This window comes from Shewanella kaireitica, from assembly GCF_023284045.1.
Classification (GTDB): domain Bacteria; phylum Pseudomonadota; class Gammaproteobacteria; order Enterobacterales; family Shewanellaceae; genus Shewanella; species Shewanella kaireitica.
Map to the genome: position 1 here is coordinate 68051 of NZ_JAKIKQ010000015.1, position 14704 is coordinate 82754.

Sequence of the window (14704 nt, forward strand, 5' to 3'; positions counted from 1 at the left end):
AAATCTTGCTTCAGCACAGAGTTTAAGCGCTGACTGTGCAGCTATTTTAATCATTTTTTTGAGTGATAGCTGTCACAAATATTCCACAGGTGCAGTTTTTTTGTACGAGTTTTGGCTGTTTGGCTATGGTTTGTGCTCAAAATACGCCTATAATCAAATCTGACGGTTCTCCGAGCTTCTAATCCTACGTCGAGACAGATACGGGTTTTTAGCCGTGGCAATAACGCCACCGGGGTGAGAAAAGAAATGATCTCACCTCCCCTTACTTGGAAAGGTGATCATGTCCCAACTACAAGACAATTTTGGTCGACGGTTTCATTATCTGCGTATGTCAGTCACTGACGTATGTAACTTCAAATGCACGTATTGCCTCCCTGATGGATATCGTCCAGACGGTAAACCTAAGTTTCTCGATCTTAATGAGATTGAGCATTTAGTGTCGGCATTCTCGCAAGTCGGAACGCAAAAGATCCGCATCACTGGTGGTGAGCCATCGCTGCGTAAAGACTTCACCGATATTATTCGTATCATTAAAGATAACGATAGAATTAATACTATAGCGACCACCACCAATGGTTATCGCTTAGCTAAGCATGCACAAGAGTGGTATGACGCGGGACTTAGACGTATCAATATCTCTGTCGATAGTCTCGATCCTAAGATGTTTTACCAGATCACTGGTGAGAACAAATTTGATGAGGTAATGCGCGGTGTTGATGCTGCGCTTGAGGCAGGTTTTGAGCGAGTTAAAATCAATGCGGTTTTACTTAAAGGCCTCAATGATAAAGATCTACCACGCTTTTTACATTGGATAAAAAGCACGCCAATCGATCTGCGTTTTATTGAGCTGATGGAAACTGGCTTAGGCCATGACTACTTCAAAGCTCACCACTTAGCAGGAGCTGATATCAAAACTCAGCTTGAGCAAGCGGGTTGGCAGTTCGATGTTCCAGCGGTTGATGACGGGCCTGCGCAAAACTTTAGTCATCAAGACTACCAAGGTCGTATCGGGCTAATCATGCCTTACGCCAAAAATTTCTGTGCCAGCTGTAATCGCCTGCGAGTATCGGCAAAGGGCAAGTTGCACCTGTGTTTGTTTACTGAAAATGGTGTCGATCTGCGTGACTTGTTGCAAACTCCCGATCAGCAAGCGGAGTTAATTGAACGCTTACATGGTCAACTCGCGCAGAAAAAAGAGACGCACTTTTTGCATGATGGGATCACAGGCGTTACCCAGCACCTTGCTTCTATTGGTGGTTGATTTCTGATCTGACGCAAATATCTTGCGTCAGAACGCCGCTATAATCGCTGCATTACCTAAATTAGTTATTTAAAGAGACCGTTATGGGACATTGTACTCAGAGCCAATTTTTGCCACTCAATATCGCTGTATTAACCCTGTCAGATAGCCGTAGTATCGAAAATGACACCTCTGGACAGTTTTTAGAAAGTGCGCTGCTTGAAGCCGGGCATCACTTAGCTGACCGTCAAATTATCAAAGATGATAAATACCAAATTCGTTCGGTGATTTCACAGTGGGTCGCCTCAGAGAATGTGCAGGTGATTATCACTACCGGCGGCACTGGTTTTACCGAAAGAGATAATACCCCCGATGCGGTGAAGCCACTTTTTGATCGCGATATTGAAGGTTTTGGTGAACTGTTTCGCCATATTACTTATACCGAATTGGGCACCTCTACGGTGCAGTCGCGCGCATTAGGCGGTATTGCCAACAAAACCGCTATATTCTGCCTACCAGGTTCTACTGGTGCCTGCAAAACTGGCTGGAATAAAGTGCTCAAAGAGCAGCTTGATGCTACGCATCGACCATGTAATTTTGTGATGCACGTTAAGAAAATAACAGACTAACTTATAGATAATACCTTGCGTTCGCACTATCCAAATGTTGAGTACGCAAGCGCTCTATACCTTGATTTGAAATATATTGATTAAGAAGGTTTTACGCTAATGACAAATGCTTTTACCCACATAAATGCAGACGGTAATGCACACATGGTTGATGTGACTGATAAGTCAGTGACTGAACGTGAAGCGAGAGCAGAAGCTTATATTGAAATGGCGAGTGAAACACTCGAAATGATTATGAGTGGCAGCCATCACAAAGGTGATGTGTTCGCGACTGCGCGTATCGCAGGCATTCAAGCTGCCAAGAAAACCTCTGATCTTATCCCACTTTGTCACCCGTTAATGCTGACCAAAGTTGAGGTTGAACTCGAAGCTCAACCAGAACATAACCGTGTTTGGATCCGCAGCCTATGCAAGTTATCAGGTAAGACTGGTGTCGAGATGGAAGCATTAACTGCAGCCTCTACTGCCGCGCTGACTATTTACGATATGTGCAAAGCGGTACAAAAGGATATGGTGATTTCTCAAGTGCGTCTACTTGAGAAACGTGGCGGAAAATCGGGTCACTTTAAGGTATAAATGAAATGATAAACGTACTGTTTTTTGCACAAGTAAGAGAACTGTTAGGCACCGCTAGCGTTAAAGTCGAAGCGGGCGAGCACACTCAAACAGCCGAAGGGCTGCGAGCGACATTAGCTGCTACCGATGACAAATGGGCCAAAGTGATGGCATCAGACAAGTTACTCGTTGCTGTAAACCAAACCATCAGTCAATGGGACACCGCCGTTGAAGATGGTGATGAAGTCGCTTTCTTTCCGCCAGTGACTGGAGGTTAAAATGATCCGCGTACAAACAGCAGACTTTAGTGTTCCTGATGAGTATCAACTGATTAGCCAAGATAATAGTGATGGCGCCGTAGTTACTTTTGTGGGTAAAGTGCGAGACTTTAATGACGGTAGTGCTGTGACTGATCTTACTCTTGAACACTATCCAGGTATGACCGAAGCGGTATTAAATCAAATAGAAGCACAAGCGCGTGAGCGCTGGCCGCTGAACCATGTCACGATTATCCACCGTGTGGGTAAAATGGCATTAGGTGAGCAGATAGTGTTTATTGGCGTAACCAGTGCACATCGAAAAGCCGCATTTGCCGCCTGTGAGTTTTTAATCGATTTTTTGAAAACTAAAGCACCATTTTGGAAACTTGAAGCGGGTGAAGAAGGTGCAAGTTGGGTTGAAGCACGTGACAGCGACGAACAAGCTGCTGATGTGTGGAATAAAAAATAGCTGACTATGCCCATTCGGCTAAATACCTGTTAAATGAGTACTTGAAGTACAATGGGTATGAATAAAATTTGAGGGTGTTGCCTGATGAAGCTTAAGGTGTTTTTATTATCGGCTTTAATGCCGTTGATGTTACTGAGTCAACAAGCTTTGGCGGCTGAAGATGTACCGGCTATTGCGGCAGCATCAAGTATTAAGTTTGCCTTAGATGATGTCGCTAAACAGTTCCAGCAAGATACGGGGGCTAGGGTGCGAATCACCTATGGCTCATCGGGAAATTTCGTTGCACAGATAAAACACGGTGCGCCGTTTGAGCTATTTCTATCAGCCGATGAACGTTACACCAAGCAGCTGAGCAATGCAGGCCAAGCGAAAGGAGACGGTGCTGTTTATGCCGTCGGCAAACTGGCCTTAGCTGCCCCTAAGAACTCACCACTTGAGCTCGATGAGCAACTCAATGGCGTGAAGCAGCTGGTTAACAGTCAGCAACTAAAGCGTTTCGCTATTGCCAATCCAGATCATGCTCCATACGGCGAGCGAGCCGAAGAGGTGCTGAAAAACTTAAACCTATGGCAAGCCATTCAACCACAACTCATTTTCGGCGAAAATGTTTCCCAAGCAGCGCAGTTTGCACTCAGTGGCTCAACTCAAGGCGGCTTGGTGGCGCTATCTTTGGCATCTGCCGAACGGTTTAAGCGCCGCGCTAATTACGTTGTTATTCCGCAATCTCTATACACACCGCTTAAACAGCGTATGGTATTGACCCTAAAGGCTGGTCAAACAGCAGAGAATTTCTTTCACTATATTCAAACCGATAAAGCGCAGCATATCTTTGCTGAGTACGGTTTTGGCAAAGCGGATAACTAATGGATTGGGAAGCACTTTGGCTGTCGATTAAACTGAGCACGGTTACCGTGGTCATTTTAGTGCCGATGGCGATTTTGGCTGGGCGTTTTTTGGCTTATCGCCAATTTCGTGGAAAATCATGGGTTGAGGCGCTGGTGATGGTGCCGTTAGTGCTGCCACCGACTGTCATCGGCTACTATTTATTGGTAGGACTCGGCAGTGAGTCTTGGTTAGGGCAGATGCTAGAACAGCTACTTGGGCATCAATTGGTATTCCATTTCTCAGGGTTAGTCATCGCCTCTATCTTGGTTAATATTCCCTTTGCGATCCAACCCATTCAACGCGCCTTTGAAGCTGTGCCTGAAGATGTGCGTGATGCTGCTGCTTGTTGTGGTATGAGCCGTCTAAAAGTGTTGTTTAAAATAGAGTTACCTATGGTGTGGCCTGGCGTTTTAACCGCAATGGTGCTGTGTTTCTCCCATGTTTTAGGTGAGTTTGGGGTGGTGTTGATGATGGGCGGTAATATTGCTGGTGAGACTAAAACCATCGCTATTTCAATTTACGACAGCGTACAGGCATTTGATTTTGCCAGTGCTGGTAATATGTCGCTAGTACTGCTGCTATTTGCTATCACCGTATTGGCACTTACCACCAGTTTGTCACGACGAGTGGGAGGACAACATGTCTCAAATCGTCGCTGATCTATACTGCCGGGTTAAACAAACAGAACATATCAACCTTGACGCTGAGTTTGTCTGTAAAGCGGGCGAAGTGCTTGCCGTTGTCGGTCCATCTGGTGGCGGAAAGTCAACTTTGCTGCGAATGATAGCGGGCCTCAATAAGCCGCAGTCCGGTGAAATTCGATATGGCGAAGTCAGTTGGTTTTGCGGTGATAAGTCTATTCAACTCACTCCGCAGCAACGGCATCTGGGCTATGTGCCGCAACACTTTGGGCTATTTCCGAATCTCACGGCGTTAGAGAATGTGATAGCCGCACTAGACCATATTCCTAAGTCTGAGCGTGCTACAAGAGCCAAAGATTGGCTTGAGCGAGTTAACTTGCATGGGTTACCCGATAGATTACCCGCCAACCTTTCTGGCGGTCAGCGACAACGAGTGGCTTTGGCGCGCGCATTGGCGCGAGAGCCCTCAGTATTGCTGCTCGACGAACCTTTCTCGGCAGTGGATAGAGAAACCCGTGAGCGTTTGTATCTAGAGCTTGCTCGTTTGAAAGAGCAATTGGCTATTCCGGTGATTATGGTGACCCACGATCTCAACGAAGCCTTGTTATTAGCTGATAGCATGATCTTGATAAGCCAAGGTAAAATGTTGCAACAGGGTTCTCCACGAGAGGTGCTGACGAGGCCGCGTGATGAAGCCGTTGCTAAACAGATGGGACTGCGTAATATTTTTGATGCATTTGTTATTGCGCAAGAAGAGGAGCGGCAGATCACTTGGCTAAAATTTGGTGAGCATCTGATTGCGAGTACCTATTTTGAAAGCTTAGAAGTGGGCACTAAAGTACGCTGGGTCATTCCCAATCAGGGTGTTAGATTCAACTCGATCAAGCAAGGAAGACTGTGTCGTAGTTTTAACAAACTCGATATTACTATCGAGTCGATGTTGGTCATGGGCGAGACGGTAAGAGTGTTAGCAAGTGTGGTTGGTGTAAAACATAAAATTAATGCTGAGGTGCCGCTGCACTTAGCCAAAAAGCTTGAGCTTGTAGAAGGGGCGGAGACCACGGTAGCGTTGAAGTCTGAGCTGATCCATATCTTGGAACCTCAAACTGAAACAGAAAGCTAGTTTTTGGCAAAATGTATGATCAAAGTTTAATCTTTACGTCACCTTGCTGTTATGTGTTTTTTTATAATATGGACACCTAATCTTGATGGGGAGTTTATTCAGTGAAAAAAGCACTAACTGGTTCAATTATTTTATCAGCGGTATTAACCATGCCTGCAATGGCTGCTTATAATGGCCCAGGTGTTGCTAGTCATGCCTCGACCGCTGCTGACGCTGCCAAGTCAAAAGATGACACCCCCGTTGAATTAACCGGTTATCTAGTCCAAAGTTTAGGTGATGAAAAGTATCTATTTCGCGACGAAAGTGGTGATGTAGAAGTTGAAATTGATAATGCATTGTGGCGTGAAATGGACGTCTCAAGTGACACCAAGGTTACTTTGATTGGTGAAGTTGATGATGAATGGCAAGGCATTGAAATAGAAATTGACAGTATGCGTCTGGTTTCTCAATAATTCTTTATAGAAAGTGATTTAGCGTTTTAGTTTTCGGAGGAGCCATGGCTCGTTGGCTAGTTGGGTTGTTATTAGTATCAGGTAGTGCATTTGCAGGACAAGGTTTGTATCCGCTCATGTCGACCGGTGATTATCCATCGCCGATAGAGATGATGCAAAAGCTCGAACAGCAGCACCCAGGCGTGATCTCTGAATTTGAAGCCGAACTTAAAAATGGAGAGTTGGTCTATGAGTTTAAGGTTATCGATCCAGAAGCAAAAACGAAAATAGAGTATGAATACCGCGCGATAGATGGCAGCCTCAAGGAGCGCGATGTTGAACGCCTGAAAAATGGCGACAACGACGAGCTTGCTGGCATTATGATGCTGAAGGAGAATGGAATCACATTCTCTGAGATGCTAACGATTGTTTGCAAAGACAGCGGTGGCCACTTAGTAAAAGCTGAGGTCGATAATGACCTTGGGATAAGCTACATAGAGTTAGAGATTTTAGAGGTTGATGGTAAACGTAAGTTGGCCTTCGACATGGAAAACAAGCAATTACTACCACTGCTCAAATGGGATTAAAGCATGAAAATACTCATGGTCGAAGACGACGCGACGACAGTTGAATATGTTGTAAAAGGATTTATAGAGCAGGGGCACAATATTGAAACGGCTACCGATGGTCATCAAGGATTATTGCTAGCAACCAGCATGAAGTATGACTTAATCATATTAGATCGCATGTTACCGCAGCTCGACGGTCTTAAGTTATTAGCAGCTCTGCGTGCAACAGGCAGCCAAACTCCAGTACTGATTCTATCTGCATTAAGCCATGTTGATGAGCGTGTTAAAGGCTTACGTGCTGGTGGCGATGACTATATGACTAAGCCATTTGCGTTTTCCGAGCTATTAGTGCGGGCAGAAAAATTGATGCAGCGCGGCGAATCTCAGCCAATGGTGACTGATTTAACTGTTGGTCCACTGTCGATTGAATTGCTAACCCGTAAGGTGACCCTTGATGGGCAAGAGATCTTACTGCAACCGAAAGAGTTTCAGTTACTGAAATACCTGATGGAACATGAGAATCAAGTGATTAGTCGCACTTTGTTATTTGAAGCTGTGTGGGACTACCATTTTGATCCGCGCACTAACGTGATTGATGTACATATCGCTAAGCTTAGACGCAAGTTTGAAGAGCTAGGCCATGGCGAGCTGATTGAAACTGTCCGAGGGGCAGGTTATCGCTTACGCCAAGGGCATTAAGCCCTACCAGAGTAGTGCATGGCGCATTACTATTATTTTCTCTGCCTTGGTGACTTTGATTATTGGCACCTTGCTACTCGGCATGTACCGCCAGTTGATTAATGAGCAAGAGTATCAACTAGATCTACACCTTGATGCAGAGAAAACCCGCTATCAGCAGATGGCGCTCACGCTTGATAGACGCAGCTTTGCAACTCAAGTACGCAGTGCCGATCCAAAAGTCGCCCTCATTGTATGGCGCAACTCCCTCGATCTTATTGGCTCTTTAAGCATGATCCCGAAAGATATGCCTATGTTACCCGCTAAGCGGGAGTTTCCGGTATTTACTGGTGGGCCGGATAAGATACATATTCTTACTGGTGGCATGGTGATGACTCGTTATGGACCGGTATTAATCGCGACGCGCGTCGATCAACTCGGCACCCTAATCGATAAGTTTACCAATGCAGCGATTACTGCGCTGATGCTAACCGTGGTGCTAACCTTGGCGCTCGGTTATCTGTTTTCAAAGGCCATTTTACGAAGGTTAGTGCAATATAATCGCTTAAGCGAACAGATAGAGCAGGGACAATATTCGACTCGCTTACCGGTGAGTTGGCGCCAAGATGAGTTCGATATGTTGGCGCAGCAATTTAACCGAGTACTAGACACGCTAGAGAAGAACCTCGCAGCCGTACGCGGCGTTACCGATAATATTGCCCATGATCTGCGTACACCACTGTCTCATCTGCGAATAGGTCTAGAGCAGCTGCCAGATAAGCCTCAAGAGGAGCTGGCCGAAGGCTGTGCGATTATTACCGAAGAGCTAGACCATTGTTTAGCGACGTTCGACGCTATGCTGTCTCTGACACGTATTGAAGAGGGACAACAGACCTTAGAACTACAATCATTAAGCTTACAAAATATCAGCCGAGATCTGTTTGAGATGGCTGAGGCGATGGCGGAGTTTAATGGTCAGTCGCTTAAGTTGATGACCGGCGAAGAGTTTAACGTTAGTGGTGACAAGCACTTGTTATTCCAGGCGTTATTTAATTTGGTCGATAATGCGATTAAATACTCCGGTGAAGGCGCTGAGATTGTTATCTCACAAAATCGTAATGTGATATCTATTCAAGATAATGGTCCAGGGATCCCAGTTGGCTCTCGCGATAAAGTGTTTGAGCGCTTAGTGCGCTTAGATCCAAGCAGACACCAAAAAGGTACAGGCTTAGGTTTATCTATGGTGAAGGCGATTCTGTCGCGGCATAATGCTAAAATAGCCTTAATGGATAACCAGCCGGGGCTAAAAGTACTGATTACTTTTTGATACCCGAACATCTTAGTTATTAAACTGCTCATGCCTGTTTGTGGAACCCTTATGTACCAAATCATTGCCGATGAAGCTGATTTTATCGTTATTTGTAAGTCAGCTAATGTCCATTTCCACAGCCAAGATGGCTCCGCTGGTGTGGTCGCTCAAGCTGAACTCGATCTAGGGATAAAGCTGTTCTCGGTCCATCGTTTAGACACTTTGACCTCTGGGTTACTTATCCTTGCTAAATCCTCCGCTGCCGCCGCTGAATTTACTCGTCAATTTAGCGAGCATAAGGTGCAAAAGTACTACTTAGCGCTGGCAAAAGGTAAACCTAAAAAGAAACAAGGTTGGGTGGTTGGTGATATGGCCAAATCTCGGCGCAGTATGCATAAATTATTGCGCAGCATGAATAACCCCGCTAAAACACAGTTTTTCTCTTACTCTGTCGGCGATGGCTTGCGCCTCTATCTGCTTAAACCTTTAAGTGGCAAAACCCATCAACTGCGAGTAGCGCTAGCCAGCATCGGTGTGCCGATATTAGGCGACGAATTATATGGCGGCGAAGCGTCAGATAGAGGTTACCTGCATGCCTACAGCTTAAATTTCAACTATAAAGCGCAAGCTTATCAATACTGTGTTGCCCCGCCATCAGGTGTTGCTTTTAGCAGCCAAGCGGTGATTGAGCAGTTACAGCACTGGCAGTCCCCCGAACAGTTAACTTGGCCTAAGGTTAAGTAGCTTCAAGTTTGCTGACAACCTCGCTTAAGGAATATCTAAGCTTGTGCATTCACAATCTAGCCGATAGCGCGTAAGATAGTGGCCTTAAAATGCCGTTGTTTTAGAGTCATAACTAACATCTTTTTATTTAAACATGAGTAGATAATTGTGCATACACGAGCCATATACCCAGGAACATTTGATCCCGTTACTAATGGTCACGCCGATCTGATTGAGCGTGCGGCTAAATTATTTAAGCATGTGGTTATTGGCATTGCACTTAACCCATCCAAAAAACCACGTTTTACCTTAGATGAACGGATTGAACTGCTTAAGACGGTCACCGCTCATTTGGATAATGTTGAGGTGGTTGGTTTTAGCGGGCTGCTAGTGGATTTCGCTAAGGACCAACGAGCTAGCGTATTGGTGCGAGGCTTGCGCGCCGTTTCTGACTTTGAGTATGAATTCCAATTAGCCAACATGAATCGGCGTCTTAGTCCCGATTTAGAAAGTGTATTTTTAACTCCAGCAGAAGAAAACTCTTTTATCTCTTCAACCTTAGTTAAGGAAGTGGCGCACCACGGCGGTGACGTCAGCCAATTTGTCCACATTGACGTGGCCAATGCTCTCATCAAAAAAGAACATGGATAAGCAGTAGAACATGAAAAAATTAGCTTTATCACTCAGCATTAAGCTGTTGGCGCTATTGAGTGTGTGTAGTTCAGCAATGTTAAGTGCAGCACCATGGGTGGATACCTCTGATATCTATTTGAGAGCCGATATTCAGGCATTAGCCGATGCAGGGGTAATTACCGTACCTGTAAATACTTACCCGTTAATGTGGTCTGGTATAGGTGCAGATCTTGCCAAAGCGGAGCCTTCAACACTGTCGGCCGCATTAGTCGATGCCTATGCTCGCGTTAATTTTAACTACCGTAATGCGGTTGAGAACCGTGGCAACACCCGCATTAAGCTTGCTGCAGCAAGCGATCCTGCAAGATTCCAACACTTTGGCTCTGACTATCGTGAGCAAGGCGAGGCCAATGCTTCTTATGAATACTTAGGTGATCGATTTGCCTATAAGGTATCAGCTTCGGCTAACTACGATCCTGCAGACGAAAAAGAGTTTCGTTTTGACGACTCCTATCTCGCGATGGCGATGGGTAATTGGATGGTGACGCTAGGTGCTGTCGAACAGTGGTGGGGGCCAGGGTTTGACTCTTCACTGCACAAATCAAACAACGCCAGACCTATGCCATCACTAATGTTAAGCCGTAATAATGCCCAAGCATTTGAAACTCCTTGGCTGTCTTGGATTGGTCCGTGGAACTTTACTGCAGGCTTGAGCATGATGGAGGAGGAGCGGGCTGTTCCGAATACGCTATTGTGGAATTTACGAGGCTCTATTCGTCCATTTAGACAGTTAGAGATCGGTGTTTCTTGGACCACGCAATTTTGTGGTGATGGTCAAGAGTGTTCCTTTGAGAGTGCCTTTAAATCGATTACGGGTCAGAAAGACTGCCGTAATGATACTGGTGGCGGTTGTACCAACTATGGTAATCAGATGGCCGGCTATGACATCCGCTTTAGCGATACCTGGTACAACGTACCGTTTGGTCTTTACTATGAGAGAACCTGTGAAGACTCAAAAGGCAGCATGCCATGGGATATTGTCGATTGTGGATCGATGTTTGGCGCCGACACCCGTTTTAATTTAGACGGTCAGCAGTATAAGCTGTTCTTTGAATATACCGACACCATGGTTTTTTGTGGTGAGGATGCCAATGCCTTTAACTGTTTTTATGAGCACTCCACTTATCAAAGTGGCTCGCGCTACTACGGTCGTTCTCTCGGTAGCACCTATGACAGTGATGCCAATGTCTATGTGTTAGGTTTAATTGGACAATATGCCAACAGTAAAGGTTTTACCTCGCTTTTGCGTTATGCTCAGCTAAATAAAGATGGCAAGACGCCAAGCTCTCCATGGGCCCCACAGCCACCTAAAGAAGACTTGCTGATGCTAGAGTTGAGTTACCGCATGCCGATGTGGAAAGGGATGATGAGTGTTGGCGGTACTGTGTCACAATCTGAGTTTGAAACCGAAGAAAATGATACCGATGCCACTGTGTTTGGTACGTATGAATACCGCTTCTAATAGCGCTTTTCTTGCTTAACAGAGATAAATCGTGAACATTAAGCTGTTCGTCAGGCTCGTTGGGCTGCTATTTATGGCTATATTGGTGGCTGTGGCAGTTCAACAAGGTTTCTTTCAACGCTTGAGTGATAGTCAGTGGGTTGCTGATTATGTAGCCCAGAATGGCTCCCGCGCTGTGGCTGAACTGGTATTGATGGGAGCTTTATTCTCCTGTATTGCTGGGCCAAGGCAAGTTCTGGCGTTTGTTTTTGGTTATGCGTTGGGTGGTGTGCAGGGGGCTATCTTTGCCACTATCGCGGCGCTGTTGGGTTGTATCATCCTATTTTACTTTTCCCGCTTTGTGTTTCGTGAGCAGATTAAGCGCCGCTTTGCGAAAAAGCTTGCACGACTAGAGTCGCTGATTATCCACAAGACGTGGCTTAAAGCTTTGATGATCCGTCTATTGCCGCTTGGTAGCAATTACATCACTAATCTGCTTGCAGGGACTACTTGTGTTAGCCCGTGGCAGTTTTTTGTGGGTAGCGGTATTGGCTTTTTACCGCAGATGTTCATCTTTAGTTTTGCCGGAGCGGGAGTTAACCTGAGCGACGAGCATCATCTGCAAGTTAGCGTAGCGCTATTTGCAATAGCGCTAGCAATAGGCATCTACCTTTATCGCACCCGATTAGGCAAGCAACTTACAAGAGCTGGCGATTAACGCTGTTGGCAGATGCTACAAAATACAGTGGCTCGCTGGCCTAAGCGTATTTCACTCAGCAACTGACCGCAATGGGTACAAGTATCACCACCTCGACCATATACATGTAGCTTTTGGGCAAAGTAACCGGGTTTACCATAGGCGTTGGTGAAATCTTTCAAGGTAGTGCCGCCTTGTTTAATCGCTCGGGCAAGGATCTGTTTTACCTCTGCAACTAATATGGTAATGCGCTCGGCATCGACCTTACCCGCCTCAGCTTGTGGATGAATACCCGCTGCAAATAGTGCCTCATTGGCATAAATATTCCCCACCCCAACCACGATGTGATTGTCCATTAAGCACAGTTTTATCGCCTTCTTCTTGTTTACCAAAACGCTCAACAGATAACTGCTGTTGAAGGCGCTTTCTAACGGTTCAGGCCCTAACTTAGCTAATAGTGGATGAGCTTGTTCTGGTAGCTCGTTCCAGAGCCATGCACCAAAACGTCGTGGGTCGTTGTAACGCAAGACTTTACCACTGGCGAGCACCAGATCAATATGATCATGTTTTTCCACTGGGGTGCTCGCTGGCAATATACGTAAACTGCCAGACATGCCAAGGTGGACAATAGTTGTGCCTGCGTCAGTATCTATCAGTAAGTATTTTGCACGGCGTCGCACAGCTCGAATGGTTTGGCCAATGATCTGTTTGGCTATCTCGGGTACAGGCCAACGTAGAGAAGGGTTGCGAATGATTAAATCCGTCACAGTGTTATCAATTAGATAAGGAGAAACTCCTTGCTTGGTGACTTCTACTTCTGGGAGTTCCGGCATTGTTTCTCTCTTATTGAATGACGCTGTTGGGTATAGAAATATGTTTAGTTAACTTTGGCTCGAACAATCGGGATCAAAGGCACACGCAAACTAGCTGGAATTTGGTACCAGTTACCTGTGGGTGACTTTAATAAGCCTTGGTTATCAAACAGGATCCAAAGTAGTGCGGTATCAATATCGGCAATCTGGATCACCACTTCTTGTGGTTCGCCTTCGGTTTGTGGCTGTTCGGTTAAAGCCGAAATATGCAGTTGTTCCCATGCATTAGCCCATTCTAGGCAGTTAAGTACTTCTTCGCTGCATTGCCAACCGGACTGACGTTTTTGCAGCCAATGGTCACCAAGTTGCAGTTGAGACAGCGGCGCTGATTGATCGAAAAGAGCCTGCGTCTGCATGGTTGGTTGGTGACGATTGTCTTCAATGACAGTGAGTACTGAGATCATTAAGATAGATGCCAGAATGATAATGGTATTCCACTTTTTTCGGGAAAAGGCCATAGGGATATAATTCAAAAGGTTACTTAAGTATTAAGTGTATCTGCAAGTTGGGTGAACCACAAATTTGCTGTACGGTGGGTGACTTCTTGAACATCAGGCTGCGCCTGACCTTTAAGTTAGACTTCGTCTAACAACTAAATCAATCAAGCTCCGCTTGATAATGGTCGTGAGCTTCCTGCTCACACTCGGCCAAAAGGGGAACAACAGCAATCCCCTCTTGGATCACCCGTGCCGCCCCTAACGAAGTTGTTGATCCTCATACTTATGGATAAATCACTAACGCTTCCGATGGGACATCCTGCCCCGCGAAAGCTAACCCGACTTCCTTGTCGGCTTCACGTGATTTATTCCAACGTGCTTCGGCAACTTCGATGGGGAACTGGTGTTTTCTGCGACTTGTGAGTGGATGTTGATTTCACTCTTTCTATGGTTAACGTTGAGCTCATTGAAGTCACTAGTGCCCAATTCCAGTAATAGATAGTAAGGTGACCAATAAAGCTAGAGCATATACCGAAGGTAGATCTATTGGTGTTAGTGGCATAAAATACACTGGCGGCTGCACATCAATTTCAGTCAACTATCGAGACAAAACTATGATTGTAGAAAATGTGCTTCCTGAATATTACGCAGAAATGCTTGCTGTTTGGGAAAACTCAGTCCGAGCCACTCATGATTTTATAACAGAAGAAGATATTGAGTTTTTTAAACCAATAATTATCGAACAGGCCTTTCCTGCAGTAACACTGCGGTGCATTAAAAGCGAAAGCGGTTCAATCCTTGGATTTGTCGGTGTTCACGATGCTAAGGTTGAGATGCTATTTGTTTTAAATGAAGCTAGAGGCTTAGGTGTTGGTACAGCGTTATTGCAATATGCCATCGAGCAATTAGCCGCTGCCAAGGTTGATGTTAATGAGCAGAATCCACTTGCGGTAGGTTTCTATCAGCATATGGGTTTTAAAGTTGTTTCGCGCTCACCACTTGATGATATGGGTAAACCATTTCCAATTCTGCATATGGAGCTATAGGCTCGA

Annotated in this window: 19 protein-coding genes and 1 riboswitch; of the genes, 17 read left to right on the forward strand and 2 right to left on the reverse strand. The window is 45.5% G+C overall.

Features of this window, described 5'->3' with window-relative positions; genetic code table 11:
• Positions 1-156 precede the first annotated feature (156 nt).
• Positions 157-293, forward strand: a riboswitch (molybdenum cofactor riboswitch).
• The 16 genes from moaA (at position 281) to L2730_RS16730 (ending at position 12364) form a co-directional block, all read left to right on the forward strand.
• On the forward strand, positions 281-1261 hold the full coding sequence (gene moaA, locus L2730_RS16655; RefSeq protein WP_220737163.1) for a GTP 3',8-cyclase MoaA: 981 nt from the start codon (positions 281-283) through the stop codon (positions 1259-1261). Its footprint overlaps the riboswitch before it by 13 nt.
• A gap of 83 nt (positions 1262-1344) precedes the next feature.
• Complete coding sequence (gene moaB / locus L2730_RS16660; RefSeq protein ID WP_248975624.1) at positions 1345-1869, forward strand: molybdenum cofactor biosynthesis protein B; 525 nt, start codon at positions 1345-1347, stop codon at positions 1867-1869.
• Between the two features lie 99 nt (positions 1870-1968).
• Complete coding sequence (moaC, locus tag L2730_RS16665; RefSeq protein WP_202287363.1) at positions 1969-2445, forward strand: cyclic pyranopterin monophosphate synthase MoaC; 477 nt, start codon at positions 1969-1971, stop codon at positions 2443-2445.
• 5 nt (positions 2446-2450) lie between these two features.
• Positions 2451-2702: a molybdopterin synthase sulfur carrier subunit gene (moaD, locus tag L2730_RS16670; RefSeq protein WP_020914949.1), complete on the forward strand. Its 252-nt coding sequence runs from the start codon at positions 2451-2453 to the stop codon at positions 2700-2702.
• 1 nt (position 2703) lies between these two features.
• Positions 2704-3153: a molybdopterin synthase catalytic subunit MoaE gene (gene moaE, locus L2730_RS16675; protein ID WP_248975625.1), complete on the forward strand. Its 450-nt coding sequence runs from the start codon at positions 2704-2706 to the stop codon at positions 3151-3153.
• An 84-nt stretch (positions 3154-3237) separates the two neighbouring features.
• A complete protein-coding gene (gene modA, locus L2730_RS16680) occupies positions 3238-4017 on the forward strand; it encodes a molybdate ABC transporter substrate-binding protein (RefSeq protein ID WP_248975626.1) in 780 nt (259 codons plus the stop codon).
• Positions 4017-4697: a molybdate ABC transporter permease subunit gene (modB, locus tag L2730_RS16685; protein WP_248975627.1), complete on the forward strand. Its 681-nt coding sequence runs from the start codon at positions 4017-4019 to the stop codon at positions 4695-4697. The genes modA and modB overlap by 1 nt, the downstream gene beginning before the upstream one ends.
• A complete protein-coding gene (locus tag L2730_RS16690; RefSeq protein ID WP_248975628.1) occupies positions 4678-5802 on the forward strand; it encodes an ABC transporter ATP-binding protein in 1125 nt (374 codons plus the stop codon). The genes modB and L2730_RS16690 overlap by 20 nt, the downstream gene beginning before the upstream one ends.
• A 101-nt stretch (positions 5803-5903) precedes the next feature.
• Entirely contained in the window at positions 5904-6254 is a 351-nt protein-coding gene (locus L2730_RS16695) for a NirD/YgiW/YdeI family stress tolerance protein (RefSeq protein ID WP_248975629.1), read from the forward strand.
• 44 nt (positions 6255-6298) lie between these two features.
• Positions 6299-6820: a PepSY domain-containing protein gene (locus tag L2730_RS16700; RefSeq protein WP_248975630.1), complete on the forward strand. Its 522-nt coding sequence runs from the start codon at positions 6299-6301 to the stop codon at positions 6818-6820.
• A 3-nt stretch (positions 6821-6823) separates the two neighbouring features.
• Positions 6824-7501 (forward strand): response regulator transcription factor, encoded by a 678-nt coding sequence (locus L2730_RS16705; RefSeq protein WP_248975631.1) that lies wholly within the window; start codon positions 6824-6826, stop codon positions 7499-7501.
• 49 nt (positions 7502-7550) lie between these two features.
• The gene (locus tag L2730_RS16710; RefSeq protein WP_248975672.1) at positions 7551-8807 is read left to right on the forward strand and encodes a sensor histidine kinase; all 1257 of its coding nucleotides are present in this window, start codon (positions 7551-7553) and stop codon (positions 8805-8807) included.
• A 51-nt stretch (positions 8808-8858) separates the two neighbouring features.
• Entirely contained in the window at positions 8859-9533 is a 675-nt protein-coding gene (locus tag L2730_RS16715) for a TIGR01621 family pseudouridine synthase (protein ID WP_248975632.1), read from the forward strand.
• 147 nt (positions 9534-9680) lie between these two features.
• Positions 9681-10163, forward strand: coding sequence for a pantetheine-phosphate adenylyltransferase (gene coaD / locus L2730_RS16720; protein ID WP_248975633.1), 483 nt, complete (start codon positions 9681-9683; stop codon positions 10161-10163).
• Between the two features lie 10 nt (positions 10164-10173).
• Positions 10174-11667, forward strand: a complete 1494-nt coding sequence (locus L2730_RS16725; RefSeq protein WP_248975634.1) for a capsule assembly Wzi family protein — start codon at positions 10174-10176, stop codon at positions 11665-11667.
• A gap of 31 nt (positions 11668-11698) precedes the next feature.
• Positions 11699-12364 (forward strand): TVP38/TMEM64 family protein, encoded by a 666-nt coding sequence (locus L2730_RS16730; protein ID WP_346347829.1) that lies wholly within the window; start codon positions 11699-11701, stop codon positions 12362-12364.
• Here the strand turns inward: L2730_RS16730 and mutM are convergent.
• Together mutM and L2730_RS16740 are read right to left on the reverse strand one after the other, a co-directional pair.
• Positions 12361-13176, reverse strand: coding sequence for a bifunctional DNA-formamidopyrimidine glycosylase/DNA-(apurinic or apyrimidinic site) lyase (mutM, locus tag L2730_RS16735; RefSeq protein ID WP_248975635.1), 816 nt, complete (start codon positions 13174-13176; stop codon positions 12361-12363). The two genes, L2730_RS16730 and mutM, sit on opposite strands and share 4 nt — an antisense overlap.
• Positions 13177-13220: 44 nt before the next feature.
• Positions 13221-13673, reverse strand: coding sequence for a hypothetical protein (locus tag L2730_RS16740; RefSeq protein WP_248975636.1), 453 nt, complete (start codon positions 13671-13673; stop codon positions 13221-13223).
• Between the two features lie 593 nt (positions 13674-14266).
• Here L2730_RS16740 and L2730_RS16745 point away from each other — a divergent pair.
• Positions 14267-14698, forward strand: a complete 432-nt coding sequence (locus L2730_RS16745; protein WP_248975674.1) for a GNAT family N-acetyltransferase — start codon at positions 14267-14269, stop codon at positions 14696-14698.
• Positions 14699-14704: the final 6 nt, after the last annotated feature.

Excerpts from the sequence above, each read along its gene's own strand:
- moaA (WP_220737163.1), top strand. The coding sequence starts at position 281 with ATGTCCCAACTACAAGACAATTTTGGTCGACGGTTTCATTATCTGCGT.
- moaB (WP_248975624.1), top strand. The coding sequence starts at position 1,345 with ATGGGACATTGTACTCAGAGCCAATTTTTGCCACTCAATATCGCTGTA.
- moaC (WP_202287363.1), top strand. The coding sequence starts at position 1,969 with ATGACAAATGCTTTTACCCACATAAATGCAGACGGTAATGCACACATG.
- moaD (WP_020914949.1), top strand. The coding sequence starts at position 2,451 with ATGATAAACGTACTGTTTTTTGCACAAGTAAGAGAACTGTTAGGCACC.
- moaE (WP_248975625.1), top strand. The coding sequence starts at position 2,704 with ATGATCCGCGTACAAACAGCAGACTTTAGTGTTCCTGATGAGTATCAA.
- modA (WP_248975626.1), top strand. The coding sequence starts at position 3,238 with ATGAAGCTTAAGGTGTTTTTATTATCGGCTTTAATGCCGTTGATGTTA.
- modB (WP_248975627.1), top strand. The coding sequence starts at position 4,017 with ATGGATTGGGAAGCACTTTGGCTGTCGATTAAACTGAGCACGGTTACC.
- L2730_RS16690 (WP_248975628.1), top strand. The coding sequence starts at position 4,678 with ATGTCTCAAATCGTCGCTGATCTATACTGCCGGGTTAAACAAACAGAA.
- L2730_RS16700 (WP_248975630.1), top strand. The coding sequence starts at position 6,299 with ATGGCTCGTTGGCTAGTTGGGTTGTTATTAGTATCAGGTAGTGCATTT.
- L2730_RS16705 (WP_248975631.1), top strand. The coding sequence starts at position 6,824 with ATGAAAATACTCATGGTCGAAGACGACGCGACGACAGTTGAATATGTT.
- L2730_RS16715 (WP_248975632.1), top strand. The coding sequence starts at position 8,859 with ATGTACCAAATCATTGCCGATGAAGCTGATTTTATCGTTATTTGTAAG.
- L2730_RS16725 (WP_248975634.1), top strand. The coding sequence starts at position 10,174 with ATGAAAAAATTAGCTTTATCACTCAGCATTAAGCTGTTGGCGCTATTG.
- mutM (WP_248975635.1), bottom strand. The coding sequence starts at position 13,176 with ATGCCGGAACTCCCAGAAGTAGAAGTCACCAAGCAAGGAGTTTCTCCT.
- L2730_RS16740 (WP_248975636.1), bottom strand. The coding sequence starts at position 13,673 with ATGGCCTTTTCCCGAAAAAAGTGGAATACCATTATCATTCTGGCATCT.
- L2730_RS16745 (WP_248975674.1), top strand. The coding sequence starts at position 14,267 with ATGATTGTAGAAAATGTGCTTCCTGAATATTACGCAGAAATGCTTGCT.